We start from the raw sequence: 16,688 nt of genomic DNA, 5'->3' as shown, positions 1-16,688 counted from the left end.
TCACCTCGCCAGTTGGGCAGGCACCCGGTGGACCCGGCGCCCGGTGACGGCAACGAAGTTACTGGGAAGTAAACCACGTTCGAGGACACGTGAACAGCACCACACTGTCACCTTCGAGAGACCACCGACGGTGCCCTCCAGGGTGATTCATGATGCCATCCACAGGACGAGCAGGCCCGCTTCGAACGGCCTTGCCCCCGCACTGGATCGTGACATCCGACACTCGCCGATCACCCCGGCACGACCGGCACGCCACGCACCTCCGCCCCCGGGCGACGGTGCCTCGCTGGACCGAGTGGGCGGTGGCGCCGGGAAAACCAGATGCCGCCCGAGGGTCCCGACCAGTAGGGTTCCCCGACCCGGGACAAGCGAACACCAAGGAGCCAGCCCATGCGACTGCGTCGAGGCGGCGCGGACGACACCGCCGAACTCCTGCGGCTCTTCGACGAAGCGGTCGTGTGGCTCACCGATCGCGGCTCCGCCGAGCAGTGGGGCACCCGCCCCTGGTCGGAGATCCCCGAGAGGGTCGAGATGGTCCGCGGACTCGCCTCGGACGGCCTGTGGATCGCCGAGATCGACGGGACCACGGCGGGCGCCCTGGTCATCAGCGAGTCCGCCCTCGACTACGCGCCGCCGGTCGACGAACGGGAGGTCTACGTGCGCCTGCTCCTGACCGACCGAAGGTACGCGGGTCGCGGTGTCGGCGGCCGGCTCCTCGACCACGCCCGCACCCAGGCCCGCGAACGCGGGATCTCGCTGGTCCGGGTGGACTGCTGGTCAGGTGGAGACGGCTCCCTCATCCGCTACTACGAGCGCCAGGGGTTCACCCCGACGGTGCGGGTGCCGGTGAAGGACAAGGAGGTCCAGGTGTTCGAGGACCGCCTCTGACAGACTCGCCGGACCGCACGGACGACCGGGGCCTCAGCGGTCCCGGCGGACCTGATCCGAGGCCTCGGCCAGGCGGTCGATGACCTGCTGGGTCAGCTCGGGGTCGGGACTCCCCAGCCCGGCGATCGAGGACATGTACATGCCGTCACCGGCGAGGCGGATGGTCTCGGCGAGCACCGGGTCCGTGAGCTCGGCGTGCAGGAGTTCGCCCCAGCGGGTGAACAGCTCCTTCACCAGGACGCCCGCCTCCGGGGGGATGTCCTCCTTGCTGCGCAGCGCGGCGATGACCGCCCAGTAGAGCTCACCCTCCACCGTGGTCTGCGGAAGCGACGTGCGCAGGAAGTAGCGGACCACGCCCTCGTCACTCTCGACCGCCTCGCGGAACTCCTCCTCCGCCAGGGCGCGGACGCGCTCCATGAGGCCGACCATCATGGCCGACTTGGAGGGGAAGTGGTAGAGCAGCCCGCCCTTGGAGACCTCGGCGGCGCGTGCGACCGCTTCCAGGGTCACCGAGGAATAACCTTCGGCGATCAGGATGTCTTGTAAGGCGTCGAGGATTCTGTCCCGCGTGTTCGATGTACTCACGATTGACACTGTACCGGCCGGACGGTACTGTACCGGCTGGACGGTTGAAGAGTCCCGGATCGTGCCCGCACCACCGTGCCGCACCCCGGTCGACCAGACTTCCCGTCCCACCAGCCCGGACGGCGCCAGCCACCCGCCGGGCCCGCGCCCTCACTCCGTAGGGCGCGCAACCCACAAGCGATGACGAGGGAAAGATGAGTTCCGCCAAGGCCGGAAACGGCGCCACCCACACGCACGGGGGCAACGGGTCCCCACCCGCACTCGCGGGCCCGCGCGAGTGGGCCGCACTCGCCGTCCTGGTCCTGCCCGTGGTGCTGATCTCGGTCGACATGACCGTGCTCGGCTTCGCGGTCCCAGCTCTGAGCGAGGCGCTGAGTCCCTCCTCCGGGCAGCTGCTGTGGATCATCGACATCTACGGCTTCATCCTGGCCGGGCTGCTGATCACCATGGGTTCGCTCGGGGACCGGGTCGGTCGGCGACGCCTGCTCATGATCGGTTCGGCGGCCTTCGGCGCGGCCTCCCTTCTGGCCGCCTTCGCGCCCAACGCCGAGACCCTGATCCTCGCCCGCGCACTGCTCGGAGTGGCGGGGGCCTCGCTGATGCCCTCGACCCTGTCCCTGCTGCGCAACATCTTCCTGGACCCGCGCCAGCGCCTGCTCGCCATCGCGATCTGGGCGTCGGGCTTCTCCGGCGGCGCGGCCCTCGGCCCGATCCTGGGCGGCTGGCTCCTGGAGCACTTCTTCTGGGGCTCGGTCTTCCTGATCAACCTGCCCGTGATGGCGCTGATCCTCATCCTGGTGCCGCTGTTGGTCCGTGAGTCCCGCAACCCGGACTCCGGCCGGATCGACATGCCCAGCGTCGTGCTGTCGCTGGGGGCCATGCTGCCCGTGGTCTTCGGCATCAAGAAGCTGGCCACCGGTGGCCTCGACGTCCTGCCGGTCGTCTCGCTGGTGTTCGGTCTGACCCTCGGCTACCTGTTCGTCCGCCGTCAGCGGACGCTCAAGGACCCGCTGATCGACGTCCACCTGTTCCGTTCGCGCGTGTTCAGCGTGGCGGTGGTCACCAACCTGATGATCGTGTTCTCCCTGGTCGGGTCGTTGTTCTTCCTCACCCAGTACCTCCAGCTGGTGCTCGGCGTCTCGCCCATGCGCGCGGGCATGGTGCTGCTGCCGGGGCTGGTCCTGTCGATCGTCGCCGGTCTGGTTGCCGCGCGGGTCGCCCGCCACCTGAGCCTGTCCACCGTGATCGGGGTGTCCCTGATCGTGACGGCGGCCGGGTTCGGCGCGCTGGTGCTCACTCCGGCCGACGACGTCACCCGTGGTGTCGGTCTCGTGATCACCGCCTTCGTGCTGATCTCGCTGGGCACCGGATTCGCCGAGACGCTCACCAACGGCGCGATCATGTCGGCCGCGCCGCCCAAGCGCGCGGGCGCCGCGTCCGCGATCTCCGAGACCGCCTACGAGATGGGCGGTGCGCTGGGTGTCGCGGTGCTGGGCAGCGTGCTGACCGCGTTCTACCGTGGGCACCTCACCGAGGTGGACGGGGTGTCCGACTCCGCGACCGAGGCCGCCCGGGAGACCCTGGGCGGTGCCGCCAACACGGCCGCCGACCTGGGCGGGCCCGCCGGTGAGGCGCTCATGGATTCGGCTCGGTTGGCGTTCACCGACGGCATGCACCTGACCTCGGCCATCGCCTTGGTGATCGTGCTCGCCGCGGCGGCGCAGGCCTGGTTCCTGCTGCGCGGACACGGCAACCCCGCCGTGGACGCTCCGGAGCCCGTGGAGGCCCGCCAGGAGGAGCCTGAGGCCCCTGCGGGGACCGATGCCTCCGAGGCGCCCGTGGCCGTCGGGACCAACGAGCCCGCGAAGTAGCAGGGATCGTGGTTCGGCCCCCGAGGGACTTCCCTCGGGGGCCGACGTGTGTCCGGGGGTGTGAGTCCGGGTCAGGGCAGCCGCAGGAGCTCCACCGCACCGCCCGACCAGCCCGGGGGCACCACCGCGTAGGCGTCGGCCAGGGCGGCGCCACGCAGGCTCCCCGGGCGGTCGTGCCCCACCGGTTCGGCGCGCCCCTGCCTCACCCGCACCGCGACCAGACGGGTGTCGTCGGGCCGGGAGGCCACCTCGCCGACCAAGGTCGCCTCAGCCAGGCCACCAGACGGGTCGGGGCGACCGGACATCGCACTCAGCAGCGGAACCAGGAGGGTGAGCGACGCCACGAGCGCGGCGTTCGGGTTGCCGGGCAGGCCCACGAAGACGGTCCCGCCCGAGTGCGCGAGCAACTGCGGGTGTCCGGGGCGGCAGGCCACCCCGTCCACGACTACCTCGGCGCCCAGATCCCGGAGCACCCCGCGCAGATGGTCGGCGGGGCCCTTCGAGGAGGAACCGCAGACCACCACCACGTCGGTCCCGGCCGTGGCCAACGCCTCACCCAGGTCCCCGAAACCGTCCCCCAGCATCCGCACCCGTTCCAGGTGCGCCCCGGCCCAGGTGAGGACCCCGGGCAGCAACGGACCGAGCGCGTCCCGGACCACACCTTCGCCGGGGAGGCCGTTCGTGGCGATCTCGTCCCCGGTGACCAGCACGGACACCGTGGGAAGACGCACTTCCAGACCGTCGTGGCCCAGGCTCGCCGCCATCCCCAGCACCGCCGGGGTGACCTCGGTGCCCGCCGCCAGCACGAGCTCCCCCGGCGCGGTCTCCTCTCCCGACCAGCGCACGTGCCGTCCGCGCTGGGCCTGGCCGTGCACCCGACCGTCCACCACTTCGGCGTGCTCGTAGGGCAGGACCGACTCCGTGCCCTTCGGCACCCGGGCGCCGGTGGCGATCTCCACCGCCTCACCACGGCTCAGGGAGAGCCCGGTCACCGGCGCCCCGGCCAGTTGGGAGCCCACCAGGAGCCACGGCCCCTCCCCCGCCACGGCGAACCCGTCCATCGCCGACGCGTCGAAGGCGGGCAGGCCCACCAGGGCCCGCAGGTCATCGCCGAGCACACCGCCCAACGCCCGCCCCAACGGGAGTTCGCGTACGGGCGTGCTCAAACGGGCCCCGAGCTCGCGGGCCCGTTCACGCGCCCGCGCCCAGGAAACGGCACCTCCGTGCCCTCCACACGCCGCACCGTCCGCCACGGGGATGTCCATGCCGCTCCGTCCACTTCACCGCTGGTGTGCCCCGACTCTGCCCGGGACACCTGACGCGGACGCTACCGCCCCCGCGCACCCGCCCAGGGGAGCGCCGCACCACCCGGACGGGCTCCGATTTGCCGTCTGTCGAATCTCCGCTAAAGTCTGTACCAGCAGCAAGGCGCGGCCAACGGAGACGGAGGCCGGGCCGGGCAGCACGCGGACGTGGCTCAGCTGGTAGAGCATCACCTTGCCAAGGTGAGGGTCGCGGGTTCGAATCCCGTCGTCCGCTCGGAGGAGGCGCGGGGCGAGAGATCGCCTCACGTGTACTCGGTGGAGTGGCCGAGAGGCGAGGCAGCGGCCTGCAAAGCCGTCTACACGGGTTCAAATCCCGTCTCCACCTCCCAGTCTCACTGGGGCGATTAGCTCAGTTGGCTAGAGCACTACCTCGACACGGTAGGGGTCACAGGTTCGAGTCCTGTATCGCCCACATCAAGCGGAAGCGGGTTCCCTCGGGAGCCCGCTTCCGTCGTTTCCACGGCCCTCGGTATCGGCGCCATCCCGAACAACCGATCCCGCTCCCCGTGGGTGGGGCACCGGTCAGGGCGACCAGGAGCAGTCGATGCTCATAGCCCCCGACTCTCCGGGAAGCCGGGCCGCTTCCAGACGAAGACGGTCCCGCTCGCCGGTGGCGACGCATTGCTCGTGAAGGCCGGTCCTGGTCCACGACCAGCGAGGCGAACGGGGGGACGGACCGGTTCGGTCTGCCGCGGCTCAGGGCATGCATACGTGCGGTGACGCTCGCACGGCCGCGGCGCGGAGTGACACCCATACCCCTGCCGCTGCCAACGTGAATGACGGGTCCGCGCGAGTTACAGCACCCGGAGGCGGACCCATGGAAATCTGACGGTCAGGAACCCGAGGCCAGAAAACGGTCCGCCCATGCATCCTTTTCCGCGCGCGAGGGCAGGTTCATGGAGGCCGCCACCATGTACAGCATGCCCGCGGCGAAGAAATCGTGCGCCAGATTCGTGCCGACTCCGGGCAGCGCCTCGAATCGCTCGAACACGTCCTGCGTCCACTCCTGCATGAGGTCGCGAATCTCCGGATCGTTGCCAGCCGCATACCCTTGAAGGAGGATGAGCATCAGCTCGCGGTGCTCCATGAGCACGCCCCAGGCATCGGACATGGTCTGGAGTGGATTCTCTTCGTCCTTTTCCCCAGGAATGAGCATATCTTTCTCGACCTGCGCGAAGGTCTGCCTCAGAACCGCCATGAAGAGTTCCTTCTTGGTGGAGAAGACACGAAAAAGATTGGGGTGGGATATCTCCACTTCCTTGGCAATGGTCACCGTCGAACCGCCGTGCAGTCCTTTGTGACTGAACTCCTTCAAAGCCGCAGCGAGAATCTGCTCACGACGCAGCTCGATACTGACGCGCGGCCTTCGTTCCCTCCGAATTTCGGTCATGCTTGATAGTCTACACTCAGCAAATCCGAAGGGGCGAAACAGGGCACGACGACGCGTGCTTCCCCGGGCGACTCCGCGCACCCATGATGGACGAGCGTCGTCCGAGCGGCCCCTGGGCAACGTCGCCAGACCAGAGAGCCGACTTCGGCGTCCGCGAGCGGCGTCTTCGTGGGGTGGACGCGGTGGTTCGGAGCAACCACCGCGTCCACTGCCCTCCGCGGGATCGCGCGCCTCCCGCTGGACGGAGCGCGGGAGGTTCAGCCGAGGGCGGTGATGCGGCGGCCTTCGAAGAAGGCCGCCAGTAGGTAGGCGGTGCTCCCGGCGAGGGACAGGACCCAGAACGCGCCGGGAGGAGGGAACAGGAGCGCCGCGGTGGCGATGATCGCGAGCGCGGTACCCAGGCTGTAGTGGAGCACGTTGCGGCGTGCGGCGCCCTCGGCGATGTTGATCAGGCCGACGACGAACACCGCGCCGGTGGGCCACAGCACGTCCTGGGCTTCGGCGGGGATGTCGAAGGTGGTGGTCAGGCCGGTGATACCCAGGGTGAGGGCGACGAAGACGGTCGCCCACGCGTTCCCGAGCAGCTTCTCGGAGAGGACCTCGGCCGGTCCGGCGCCCTTCTGGGCGCGTTTTGCAGCCAGAAGGGAGGAGACCACACCGGGCACGATCCCGCAGGCCAGCAGCGTCAGGGGCACCCACAGGGGCAGGACCACCAGGGGGTCGGGGCCTCCTGAGACAGCGAAGGCGCCGTGTCCGAAGACGAAGGCGAAGGCGAAGCTGCGGTAGGCGAACCGGCTGTCGATCAGGCTGGGGCGAACATCGCTCGCGGTGTCGTCTACGGCGACGGAAGGTGTGGTTGACATGGTGAGCCTCCGGTCGGGGTCTCGTGTGCGCGCATGAGTCATGGTTGGCGAAGCCGGGAACAGGGAGGGACCGGGATGCCGGTCACAGCCTGTGGCACCCAGGGCGGGGTGCCACAGGACACGGGTGTCAGGAAGCGGTCCGGCGGGTACTGGAGGGCCCGGTGGCCTTGTTCGGGGTGCCCCCACTCAGTTCGGCTGCCTCACGCAGGGCCTCCTCGATCGGCTGCGGGCGCAGGCCGAAGGTGGTGGAGGCCGCTGAGGAGTCCATGACGAACGGCGCCGAGAACTGGTAGGCCGTGGTCTGGAACTCGCGCACCATCGGAACGAAGTGACCGCTGACCCTGAACATCCAGTCGGGGAACTTGCCGACCTTCGGAGCGGGTGCTCCGTTCGCCTCGCTGAACCGGTGGGCGAGCTTGCGGACCGTCAGCGGGTCCGTGCTGGGCACGTGCCAGGCGCGGTTCCATGCCCGCTGTTCGGTGGCCGCGGTGATCAGCATCGTCGCCACGTCGTTGATCGAGGTCCAGGTGTGCGGTACGTCGAGCGGGGCGGGGACCAGGGCGCGGCTGCCGGACAACAGCGGCTTGGCCAGGAAGAGGCTGAGGAGTGATCCGGCCTGGATGTAGTCGCTGGCGCGCACCTCGGTGACGGCGCGGATGCGACCGGCCTCCTGCGCGGCGAGGGCCTCGCGCCACATGTCGGCACGCACCTTCAGCTTGGGTTGGGTGGCGGAAAGGGGGGTGTCCTCGGTCATGGGGCCGGTGACCTCCCCGTACCCGTAGAGGCAACCGGCGATCACGAGGGGGGCACCGGAGCGCTCGGCGGCGGTGAGCAGCGCGGCACTCATCGGTGGCCAGTCGGTGAGCCAGCGGTGGTAGGCGGGATTGAGGCAGTTGTAGATCGCTGCCACCCCGTCCGCGAGCTCGCTGAGGCGACCAGCGTCGTTCGCGTCGGCCGGGATCAGCTCGATCTGCTCGTGGACCGGGCCCCGGCCCGAGCGGCTGATGAGCCTGACGTGTTCGCCGAGGTCTGCGAGCCGGAGCGCGGTGGTCGAGCCGACCATGCCGGCGCCGACGATCAGGTGTACGGACACAGGATGTCTCCCTGCGGGAAAGGAGAGCGGCGCTCTCTGACTGGATAGGGGAACTACTGGTGATCACTTGCGGGGCCGGGCGTGCGCCGGGTCGCGCTGAGAGCCGACTACCGGCGTGCGGATGGCCCCTTGTCGGGGCTGGTGGTGGTGCGCGGACCGCCTGTCGGGCCCGGGCTCCGTCGTCGCAGGGCGGAGGCCGCGAAGAAGGATGCGAACCGGGCCGACGCGCGTAGGCGGCGTGCGAGGGTGAAGCCCTTCCCCGAGATCGACGTGCCCAGCCGGAAGAGGTCGGCGGCACCGATGGTGAGCACGAGGCGCCGGCTCTCACCCGTCTCGGAGGCAAGGGGGGTGATCTCGGTGCGCAGGTGTGTCAGTCCGGTCAGCAGATCCACGGGGTTGCGGGAGCGCACGGCCTTGGTCCCCGTGAGCTGCCACGCGTTGCCCTCGTCGTCGTGGAAGTCGAGCGCGTAGGACATGGCCTCGTGCCGTCCCCGGGGGAACAGGGACAGCGTTCCCGCGATGGGCACCCGCGTGGCGATGTCCTCGACGTCGATCGAGCCCCGCATCGGCACCGTGTGCGCCTGGTCCGCGAGGAACGGGTCCATGCCGGGGATCTCCGCCTTCAGGGTCAGGACGACCCTGGGGTGCTTGCCTCGGCCCGTGGTCATGCGTTCGGCGAAGACGAGGCCGTCGCCCTTGGTGGCGTTGCGGAGCTTGGACTGGGAGGTGAACGCGGCGTCCTCGGGGACAGGGGCGGGAACGACCGCGCCCCATTCAGGGGCACGCCACTCGGGCTGTCCGGAGCGGCGGATGACGGTTTCGATCGCGCGTTCGGTGGCGGCGAGGATCGTGGCGGAGGGGTTCACCCCGGTCGCGGCTGGCAGTACCGAACCGTCCATGACGAACAGGCCGGGGTAGCCGTGCACCTCTCCTGCCCGGTCGGCGACCGAGGTGGCTGGATCGGGGCCGGGGCGTACCCCGCCCAGTGGGTGGACGGTGATGGTGCGGCGCAGGACGGACCAGGTGAAGGGGTTGTACAGGCGCGCGTCCAGGAGTTTGGCGACCGCCGGTCCCACGCGTACCTGGGACCGGTACAGGGCGGCCTGCCACCGGTTGTCCCAGGCCAGCGTGGCGTCACCCCCGGCGTCCAGCCGTAGCTTCCCCTTGCCGGAGTCCTTGCCCATCGCGAGGACGGCGAAGGTCTGGCGCGGGTTGGTGCCGCGTACCCTGCGCCGCCACCAGTCGCGTGCCTTCCGTGCCGGGAGGAGGCTGTCGAGCAGGTCGTTCAGGGGCGGTGGGAAGGCGCCGTCCTGGACCTGGTACCAGACGGGGCGTCGCCCTTCTGGAACGTCGAGCACGGTGTTGGTGGTGATGGTGGGTCCGGTCGTCATGTCCTCGCGGTCGCCGCGGAGTTCGGCCAGGGTGAGGAAGTCGCCGTTGCCCGAGAACCCGTGGCCGAGCTTGCGGGAGAGGCGGGGCAGGGTGCCGTGGATGTCACGGGAGCGCAGCAGGAGTTCGTTGGTGGCCACCGCGCCCGCGGCGAGCACGACCCTGGCGGCGGACCACTCGCGTCGAGGTGCGTCGGGGTCGGAGGGGGTCGAGGTGAACACCGTGTAGCCGTCGTCCCGCGGTTCGATCCGCTGGACCTGGGCGTCGGTGACGGACCGCGCTCCGGCGTTCTCGGCGGCGGTGAGGTAGGTGTGGTCCAGGGTGTTCTTGGCTCCGTGGTTGCAGCCGATGACGCACTCTCCGACGAACGCGCAGCCGCGGCGCTGTGCTCCGTGGACGTTGGGTCGCCAGGTGTCGGGATCGCCGAAGGTCACCGCCAGGTTGGGGCGCACGGTGGCCTCGGCCTTGTCCGAATGCTCCAGGAGCTGTTCCAGGAGCTGGGTGCGGGGAGGGGTCCTTCCGGTCCGGGGGTCGTCGCCCACCGGCGCGACGCCCATCATGTGCGCGGCCAGGTCGTAGTACGGGTCCAGCTCCTTGCGGCGCAGGTGGTCCGGCCACCGGTGGTCCAGCGTCTCTTCGAAGGGGCGGGCGAAGACGTTCGCGTACACGAGTGACCCGCCTCCCCAGCCGGCGGCCTGGACACTGGCCATCTTGTCGAGCCAGCGGATGTCGTAGAGCCCCCGGTCGAGCTCCCACAGCCAGCCGTCGTCCAGCTTGGAGGCGCGGGGGAACTCGCCGAGCCCCCACCGTCGGCCGCGTTCGAGGACGATGACGGAGAACCCCGCCTGCGCGAGGCGGGCCGCGGCCACCGCGCCGCCGAAGCCGCTGCCGACGACGATGGCGTCAGCGTCGTATTGACTGGTCATTGCGCTTCTTCTCCAGGTTGTGTGTCATCGGGGGACGGTGCACGACACGGCCGAACCGTCCTCCCTCCGCATCGGTCAGCTGCCATGCGGGTGCGGGTCCGGCTCTCACGTGGGTGAGTTCCTCGGGGTGCGACCGATCATGATAGTGAGTGCTCGCTATCAATAGGTCAAACGTCAGGAGCCTCAAAGGCCCCGGCCTTGGAGGCCAGAAGTCGCCCCGCCCACGCCTCACCCTCAGCGCGGGTCGACAGGTCCATGCAGGAGGCCACCGTGTACAGCATGGCCGTGGCGAAGAGGGGGCTCTCCGGCTCGGCGCCCGCCTTCGACAAGGCCTCCATCCGCTCGAAGGTCTCCCGCGTCCACCGGTACATCCGATCGTGGATGTCGGAGTCCCCGGAGGCGGCGTACCCCTGAATCAGGAGGAGCATCAGTTCGCGCTCTTCCATCAGGGACCTCCAGGTCATCACCGCGACCTGGCGCCGCTCACCCTCCGCCACCTGGTCCGCGACGGCCAACCCCCGCTCGATCGTGGTGAACACCTGCTCAAGCACCGCCAGGAAGAGCCTCTTCTTGGTGGGAAACGTTTGGAAGAGGCCCGGATGCGAACCGCCTGCCGCCTCGGCGATGGTCGCGGTCGAGCCGCCATGGAATCCCTTGTGGCTGAACTCCCTCAGTGCCGCGGCAAGGATCCGCTCTCGGCGCGGCGCGCCCTGACCCTGAACCTCTCGCCCTGTCGTCATGTTTGATAGTTAACAGTCACTACAAAGTGCGCGTCAACCCCGCACCCCGAGCCGCACACCACGACTCCCCCAGGCGTCCGCGCGCCGCTGAACTGGCCGTTCGTGCGAGGCGGGCATCGACTTCGGCGCCAACAAGGACAGGACCCTTCGTGACATGGGCACGCCCCCTGGGTCCGACTCGCAGCCGTGAACTGCGGGTTTGCACTCGGCGACCACAACTGGAGCACACGCAAAGAGAAGCGTGTGGCGTGCATCACTTTCCCTACGGCGAGGGTTGACTCATGCACCAGGCGACCCGAAACAGCGGACTCCCGCTTCTCGGCCGCCGCCCAGCTCACTCCGAGCCGGCCCCTGTCCGCGAACGTTGACCCCGACCCCGCCTCCGCCCAGCGACGCAAGAGTTGACACCCATCTCGTAGTGACTGTTTACTATCAAACATGACGACAGGGCGGAGACCACGGGTCAGCATCGAGCGGCGTCGCGAGCAGGTCCTCGCCGCGGCACTGAGGGAGTTCAGCCACAAGGGCTTCCATGGCGGCTCGACCGTGACCATCGCCAAGGACGTCAAGTTCCCCCACCCGAACCTCTTCCGAGTCTTCTCCACCAAGAAGGGGCTCTTCGTCGCGGTACTGGAACGCACGTTCGCGACGATCGAACAGGAGATGCTCGTTCGCGGCGAGGAAGCGGACAACGACCAACTGTGGGCGATGGCGAACGGCTGGGGCACCCTCATGGAAAGCCGTGAGGTGATGCTCATCCTGCTTCAGGGCTACGCGGCCTGCGAGGACCCCGAAATTCGCGACCTGATGCACGGGTGGACACAGGATGTCTTCGAGCGAGCTGAGGCACTCCCCGGAGTGGACGCCGACTTGGCGCACGACTTCTTCGCCGCCGGCATGCTGTACCTGATCGCGGCCTCCATGGACCTGCCAGGCCGGGCCGGAGGCGAACCGTGGGTCGAGCGGTTTCTGGCGTCCGGCTCCTGACCCCGGCCGGATCCGTGTTTTTTTGGCCTCTTGATAGTGATAACTCACTATCCATGTGAGTTGCAAGCCCACCCCCTCTCTGGACAAGGAACAGGCGAGATGAGTAACGACACCGCCCGCGTCCCCCCACTCGCCCGCTTACGGGTACCCCGCGGTGTGGCGATGGCGGGGCTGGCGACCTCCATGTTCCTGGTCGTCCTCGGCACCGCGATGGTCAATCTCGCCGGACCGGCGATCCGCCAGGGCCTGGGGCTCTCGGCGGCCGAACTCTCCATGGTCGCGAGCAGCTACCTGGTCGCCCTGGCGGGCCTGCTGCTCCTCGGCGGCCGTCTCGCCGACGTGCTCGGGGCCCGCAGGGTCTTCCTCGCCGCCATGGCCGTCTACCTCGCGGCATCGGTCCTGTGCGCCCTGGCCGTGACCGGACCGATGCTGATCGCCGGGCGGATCGGGCAGGGGGTCGGAGCCGCGGCCCTGATGCCCTCATCGTTCGCGCTCATGCTCTCCCTCTACACATCCGCCACGGAACGCACCCGTGCGATGGGTCTCTGGGGCGTCATCTCGGGTATCGGCAGTCTGCTCGGGGTGTTCTTCGGCGGCTCGCTGACCGACGCGCTGGGGTGGCAGTCGGTGTTCTGGGCCCCGCTGGCCTTCGGCGTCCTCAGCGCGATCGTCGTGTGGGGTTCGGTGCCACCGGCACCGTGCCAGCCTGGACGATTCGACGTTCCGGGCGCCGTGTCGATCACGCTCGGCATCTCCGCCCTCGCACTCGGCATGATCACCGCCTCGGAGGCCGGATGGGGCGCGCCGAGCACACTGATCAGCCTCACGGTCGGGCCTGCCTCCCTGGTCGCGTTCGTCCTTGTCGAACGGCGCTCCGCACATCCCCTCGTCCCGCTTGACGTCTTCCGCAGGAAGCCGGTGGTGACCGCGAGCGCGGTCCTGATGCTGATCGGCGCCACCCTGGCGAGCCTGCTCTTCTTCCTGCCCCTGTACCAGCAGGAAGTGCTCGGGATGAGCGCGTCGATGACCGGCCTGACCCAGGCCCCCATCGCCCTGATGATGATCGTCGGTAGTGGCCTGGCCCCCAGCGCGGCCAGGCGGGTCGGGCCCGCCCGCGCACTGCGAGCAGCCCTGGTCCTGCTCCTGCTCGGTCTGCTGTGGCTGGTACTGAACCCGACCACCACCGGCTTCACCCCGAACCTCCTGGGCGCGTTCTCACTGATCGGCGCGGGTCTCGGACTCGGTTCCGTCAACGCCGTCACGATGGCGGTGCGCGACAGCGGAGAGGGCGAAGGCGGCCTGCTCAGCGCGCTCGTCACCACGGCACAGCAGTTGGGTGGCGCGATCGGGCTCGCGGCCCTGGCCGGGGTGGCCATCGGAGCCGCGGGCGCGAGCGGGGACATCGCGTTCACGACGGTGTTCCTGGGCCAGTGCGCGCTCGTCTTCGTGGCGCTCGCCCTCTCACTCGCATCCGCCACGGGCAGGGATCACCCCCGGGCCGCCTCCACAGGGCCCTGAACCCCGACACGAACTCCGCCGAGGAACAAGCCTCGGCGAGACCACGAAACGGAGAGTTCGCCATGACCAACCCCACCGTGCTCGTGACCGGCGCGACAGGAACCGTGGGCTCCGCGTTGTTGCCCGCTGTGAAGAGCCGGGGCGCCACCGTCCGTGCGATGATCCGCAGCCCTTTCAAAGTCATGCCCGGTGTCGAGAACGTCGTCGCCGACCTGCGGGACCCGGAGGCGGTCACCGCTGCGCTGGAGGGCGTTGACGCGGCCTTCCTCAACAGCCCTTCTGATGAGGACGCCGCCGACCTGCAGATCAGGTTCGCCGACCTCGCCCAGAAGGTTGGCGTGAAGCGGCTCGTGGTGCTCTCCCAGTACGAGGCCCGTACCGACTCGCCGGTGCGGTTCCTGCGCTGGCACGCCGAGGTGGAGGCCCACGTGCGGGGGCTCGGCCTCGACCACACGGTGCTGCGCCCCAACCTCTATATGCAGTCGCTGCTCGGCTTCGCAGGCACCATCGCCCAGGGTCTGCTCGCCGCGCCCATCGGTGACGCCGCCGTCAGCGTCGTCGACACCAGGGACGTCGCGGCCACCGCCGCGGCGGTGTTGACCAGCCAGGGACACACCGGACGTACCTACACCCTGACCGGCCCCCGGGCAGTGACCCACGAACAGATCGCCCAGGCGCTGTCGAAGGCCACCGGTCAGGCGATCGACTTCCAGGACGTTCCCCCCGGCCAGTTCGTCTCCGCGCTGACCGGCATGATCCCGCCGTGGCAGCTGCAAGGTCTGGTCGAGGACTACGCCCACTACGCCAGGGGCGAGGCCGCCGAGGTGCACACCTCGGTCACCGACCTGACCGGAGCACCCGCGCGCGACATCGCCGACTTCGCTCACGACCACGCCGGCGCCTTCGCCCAGGACTGAGCCACCCCACTCAGACCACCCCACCCAAGCCTCACCACTCAGGTGAACACCCAAGGAAAGGGAATTCCATGATCTACCACTGCATCCGGTTCACCATCCGGCCCGACGTCCCCAAAGAGACCGCGGACGCCATCGTCAGGGGCATGACGGGACAGGACACGGACGACCCGACGGGGGTCTTCGGCCGCGACTTCGGCGGCGAGTACGAGTACGGCGCAGTCAACGCCGCCCAGGACCTCGAGACCTACGAGAAGATGATGAACGACCCCGCGCACCTGGAGATCGACAGACTCGGGCTCCCGCTGATCTCCAGGTTCGCCTCGTTCGACATCACCGACGACCCGGACCCGGAGATGGACGCGAAGATCGCCGCGATCCACCAGCGCCGCTTCGACGCCCACCCCGACCTCGTCGAGCTGATCGACAACCTCGACGAGTACCTCGGCAGCGCCGCACCGGGCAGGCACGCGGCCTGACCGACCACGGCCATGAGGCCGTTCACCCGCACCACTCTCTGACATCCGGCGCCGTGCCGGTGGAGCGGTGAGCGCCCTTGCACCAGTGAGCGCGAGGCCACGGATCACCTCCCTGATCCGGGCCTCGCGCTCACTCGGGCGCCGGCCCCCTGTCGAACAGGGCGAGTACGAGTGCGGTGCTTCTGTTCACCGAAAACCCGCGACAGGAACGGCCGGATCCATGACGTCGCATCTCGTCGGAGACGCCCCTGGGAGCGGATGGAAGCGCTCTCAGGGGCGTAGGGCGTCACGGCCGATCAACGCCGGTCGGGAGTGCGCACCAACGCGTCGTAGGCGGCTCGTTCGAACTCCAGGAACCCGCCGTAGGACGCCGGGTCGATGAAGGGCAGCACCTGGGTGGCCCAGAACCCGCCGATGCCGTTCTCCCGATCGATCCAGTAGTAGAGGTTCGCCAGTCCCGCCCATCCCTGGGTGCCCGCCGGGCGTCCCGTGGGGGTCGCTTCCTGGTTGATCATGAAGGCCAGGGACCATGACTTGCGGACGCCGGGGTAGAACTCACCGTCGTTGGTCGCCGTGGGGATCGCACTCCGGAACGGGGTGACCTCCACATGGTCCGGAAGGTGCTGACGGACCGCGTCGCGGACCGTCTCGGCCTCCAGCACGCGCCCGTGGTCGCCGACCCCGTCGTTCAGCCACATGCGGATGAACCTGAGGTAGTCCCCCACGGTTCCGTACAGTCCGTGCCCGCCGGATTCGACCTCGGGTGAGGTGGGCGGCTCGACGTCCAGGGGCACCAGGTCGCCCTCCTGTGTGCGCAGGTGGGTGCCCACGAGTGCGCGGCGCTGCTCGGGGCCGGGCGCGAAGGTCATCGTCGTGATTCCGAGCGGCGACAGCACCTCACGGTCGAGGACCTCGCTGAGGCGCTGTCCGGTGACGCCCTCGACGACCCGGCCCACCCAGTCGATCCCGGACCCGTACTCCCAACGGGCTCCGGGATCGAACAGCAGCGGCGTGTCCAGTGCCGCCCGGGTGGAGGTCGCGATGGGCGGCTGCCGCTGCTCACCCACGAGACGGGCGTAGTCGGCGTTGAAGTACTCGTACCCGAGCCCGGAGGAGTGCGTGAGCAGCTGACGGGTCGTGATCTGGCTGGCAGGGGGGCGAAGTATCGGTTCGCCGACCTGGTCGAAGCCCGCCAGCACCCGCAACCGACCAAGGTCCGGGGCGTATCGGCTGGCTGGGGCGTCCAGGTCGAGTCTGCCCTGTTCGACGAGGCGCAGTGCCGCCGTCGCCGTGATCGCTTTGGTCGTCGAAAGGAGGGCCACCGGCGAGTCGGTGGTCACCGGCTCGGCGCCATCGACCCGTCGGACCCCCTCCGCGCTCAGGTACAGGGTCCGGTGCTCGTCAGTGACACCGGCGATCACGCCCGGGACCCCTGGCGTGGAACCCACGGTTCGACGGAGCACTTCGTCCGCCTTGACCTTGAAGTCTTCAGTCATCGTTGTTTCCCTCTCGTGCGGGACCCAGCAGTCGGCGTCGCGAAGGCGACGCCGTCACCCGTGCCGAACCACGGGACCCGGGGTCGATGCCAGCTTATGATAGTGAACATTCACTATACCAAGAGGGCGACGGCCGTCGCCCACCCCAATCGGGAGACTCCTGGGATGACGAACACACCCAACGGATTCCAACCGCCACGAAGATCCCTCTACGGAACCGGCTG

General features: G+C 69.2%; 14 protein-coding genes and 3 tRNA genes. 9 read left to right on the top strand and 8 right to left on the bottom strand.

What is annotated here, in order from left to right:
- The first annotated feature begins 390 nt into the window (after positions 1 to 390).
- Positions 391 to 888 (top strand): GNAT family N-acetyltransferase, encoded by a 498-nt coding sequence (locus tag KBX21_RS05450; protein WP_210841181.1) that lies wholly within the window; start codon positions 391 to 393, stop codon positions 886 to 888.
- A gap of 33 nt (positions 889 to 921) precedes the next feature.
- Here KBX21_RS05450 and KBX21_RS05445 read toward each other — a convergent pair whose 3' ends face one another.
- Positions 922 to 1,473, bottom strand: a complete 552-nt coding sequence (locus KBX21_RS05445) for a TetR/AcrR family transcriptional regulator (RefSeq protein WP_026129411.1) — start codon at positions 1,471 to 1,473, stop codon at positions 922 to 924.
- Between the two features lie 194 nt (positions 1,474 to 1,667).
- Between KBX21_RS05445 and KBX21_RS05440 the strand changes: the two genes are divergently transcribed.
- Positions 1,668 to 3,344, top strand: coding sequence for an MFS transporter (locus tag KBX21_RS05440; protein WP_210841180.1), 1,677 nt, complete (start codon positions 1,668 to 1,670; stop codon positions 3,342 to 3,344).
- 71 nt (positions 3,345 to 3,415) lie between these two features.
- Here the strand turns inward: KBX21_RS05440 and KBX21_RS05435 are convergent, their stop codons facing one another.
- A complete protein-coding gene (locus KBX21_RS05435) occupies positions 3,416 to 4,609 on the bottom strand; it encodes a molybdopterin molybdotransferase MoeA (RefSeq protein WP_210841179.1) in 1,194 nt (397 codons plus the stop codon).
- 201 nt (positions 4,610 to 4,810) lie between these two features.
- On the opposite strand from KBX21_RS05435, the gene KBX21_RS05430 reads away from it, so the two are divergent.
- The 3 genes from KBX21_RS05430 (at position 4,811) to KBX21_RS05420 (ending at position 5,081) form a co-directional block, all read left to right on the top strand.
- Positions 4,811 to 4,883: transfer RNA gene (locus tag KBX21_RS05430), tRNA-Gly, on the top strand.
- Between the two features lie 40 nt (positions 4,884 to 4,923).
- Positions 4,924 to 4,994 (top strand) — tRNA-Cys (locus KBX21_RS05425).
- Positions 4,995 to 5,007: 13 nt separating this feature from the next.
- Positions 5,008 to 5,081 (top strand) — tRNA-Val (locus KBX21_RS05420).
- 420 nt (positions 5,082 to 5,501) lie between these two features.
- On the opposite strand, the gene KBX21_RS05415 is transcribed toward KBX21_RS05420, so the two are convergent.
- The 5 genes from KBX21_RS05415 to KBX21_RS05395 form a co-directional block, all read right to left on the bottom strand.
- Positions 5,502 to 6,059 (bottom strand): TetR/AcrR family transcriptional regulator, encoded by a 558-nt coding sequence (locus tag KBX21_RS05415; protein WP_210841178.1) that lies wholly within the window; start codon positions 6,057 to 6,059, stop codon positions 5,502 to 5,504.
- Between the two features lie 257 nt (positions 6,060 to 6,316).
- Complete coding sequence (locus tag KBX21_RS05410; protein WP_247665244.1) at positions 6,317 to 6,922, bottom strand: ABC transporter permease; 606 nt, start codon at positions 6,920 to 6,922, stop codon at positions 6,317 to 6,319.
- A gap of 127 nt (positions 6,923 to 7,049) precedes the next feature.
- Entirely contained in the window at positions 7,050 to 8,015 is a 966-nt protein-coding gene (locus KBX21_RS05405) for an NAD-dependent epimerase/dehydratase family protein (protein ID WP_210841176.1), read from the bottom strand.
- Positions 8,016 to 8,122: 107 nt separating this feature from the next.
- On the bottom strand, positions 8,123 to 10,330 hold the full coding sequence (locus KBX21_RS05400) for an FAD-dependent oxidoreductase (RefSeq protein WP_210841175.1): 2,208 nt from the start codon (positions 10,328 to 10,330) through the stop codon (positions 8,123 to 8,125).
- A 167-nt stretch (positions 10,331 to 10,497) separates the two neighbouring features.
- Positions 10,498 to 11,070: a TetR/AcrR family transcriptional regulator gene (locus KBX21_RS05395; protein ID WP_210841174.1), complete on the bottom strand. Its 573-nt coding sequence runs from the start codon at positions 11,068 to 11,070 to the stop codon at positions 10,498 to 10,500.
- 438 nt (positions 11,071 to 11,508) lie between these two features.
- Here KBX21_RS05395 and KBX21_RS05390 point away from each other — a divergent pair, with 438 nt between their 5' ends.
- The 4 genes from KBX21_RS05390 (at position 11,509) to KBX21_RS05375 (ending at position 14,968) form a co-directional block, all read left to right on the top strand.
- Positions 11,509 to 12,057 (top strand): TetR/AcrR family transcriptional regulator, encoded by a 549-nt coding sequence (locus tag KBX21_RS05390; RefSeq protein ID WP_210841173.1) that lies wholly within the window; start codon positions 11,509 to 11,511, stop codon positions 12,055 to 12,057.
- A 99-nt stretch (positions 12,058 to 12,156) separates the two neighbouring features.
- Complete coding sequence (locus tag KBX21_RS05385) at positions 12,157 to 13,575, top strand: MFS transporter (RefSeq protein WP_210841172.1); 1,419 nt, start codon at positions 12,157 to 12,159, stop codon at positions 13,573 to 13,575.
- 62 nt (positions 13,576 to 13,637) lie between these two features.
- Positions 13,638 to 14,492 (top strand): SDR family oxidoreductase, encoded by an 855-nt coding sequence (locus KBX21_RS05380; RefSeq protein WP_210841171.1) that lies wholly within the window; start codon positions 13,638 to 13,640, stop codon positions 14,490 to 14,492.
- A gap of 68 nt (positions 14,493 to 14,560) precedes the next feature.
- The gene (locus tag KBX21_RS05375) at positions 14,561 to 14,968 is read left to right on the top strand and encodes a Dabb family protein (RefSeq protein WP_210841170.1); all 408 of its coding nucleotides are present in this window, start codon (positions 14,561 to 14,563) and stop codon (positions 14,966 to 14,968) included.
- A gap of 296 nt (positions 14,969 to 15,264) precedes the next feature.
- On the opposite strand, the gene KBX21_RS05370 is transcribed toward KBX21_RS05375, so the two are convergent.
- Positions 15,265 to 16,464, bottom strand: coding sequence for a serine hydrolase (locus KBX21_RS05370; RefSeq protein WP_210841169.1), 1,200 nt, complete (start codon positions 16,462 to 16,464; stop codon positions 15,265 to 15,267).
- Positions 16,465 to 16,688: the final 224 nt, after the last annotated feature.

Source organism: Nocardiopsis sp. B62 (assembly GCF_018070675.1).
GTDB classification, from domain to species: Bacteria; Actinomycetota; Actinomycetes; order Streptosporangiales; family Streptosporangiaceae; genus Nocardiopsis; species Nocardiopsis prasina.
The sequence above is the reverse complement of the archived record's forward strand: the minus strand, read 5'-3'. Positions and strand labels throughout refer to the sequence as shown.

What these genes read in the sequence shown, in the direction of transcription:
- KBX21_RS05450 (WP_210841181.1), top strand. Translation starts at nt 391, where the DNA reads ATGCGACTGCGTCGAGGCGGCGCGGACGACACCGCCGAACTCCTGCGG.
- KBX21_RS05440 (WP_210841180.1), top strand. Translation starts at nt 1,668, where the DNA reads ATGAGTTCCGCCAAGGCCGGAAACGGCGCCACCCACACGCACGGGGGC.
- KBX21_RS05435 (WP_210841179.1), bottom strand. Translation starts at nt 4,609, where the DNA reads ATGGACATCCCCGTGGCGGACGGTGCGGCGTGTGGAGGGCACGGAGGT.
- KBX21_RS05415 (WP_210841178.1), bottom strand. Translation starts at nt 6,059, where the DNA reads ATGACCGAAATTCGGAGGGAACGAAGGCCGCGCGTCAGTATCGAGCTG.
- KBX21_RS05410 (WP_247665244.1), bottom strand. Translation starts at nt 6,922, where the DNA reads ATGTCAACCACACCTTCCGTCGCCGTAGACGACACCGCGAGCGATGTT.
- KBX21_RS05400 (WP_210841175.1), bottom strand. Translation starts at nt 10,330, where the DNA reads ATGACCAGTCAATACGACGCTGACGCCATCGTCGTCGGCAGCGGCTTC.
- KBX21_RS05395 (WP_210841174.1), bottom strand. Translation starts at nt 11,070, where the DNA reads ATGACGACAGGGCGAGAGGTTCAGGGTCAGGGCGCGCCGCGCCGAGAG.
- KBX21_RS05390 (WP_210841173.1), top strand. Translation starts at nt 11,509, where the DNA reads ATGACGACAGGGCGGAGACCACGGGTCAGCATCGAGCGGCGTCGCGAG.
- KBX21_RS05385 (WP_210841172.1), top strand. Translation starts at nt 12,157, where the DNA reads ATGAGTAACGACACCGCCCGCGTCCCCCCACTCGCCCGCTTACGGGTA.
- KBX21_RS05380 (WP_210841171.1), top strand. Translation starts at nt 13,638, where the DNA reads ATGACCAACCCCACCGTGCTCGTGACCGGCGCGACAGGAACCGTGGGC.
- KBX21_RS05375 (WP_210841170.1), top strand. Translation starts at nt 14,561, where the DNA reads ATGATCTACCACTGCATCCGGTTCACCATCCGGCCCGACGTCCCCAAA.
- KBX21_RS05370 (WP_210841169.1), bottom strand. Translation starts at nt 16,464, where the DNA reads ATGACTGAAGACTTCAAGGTCAAGGCGGACGAAGTGCTCCGTCGAACC.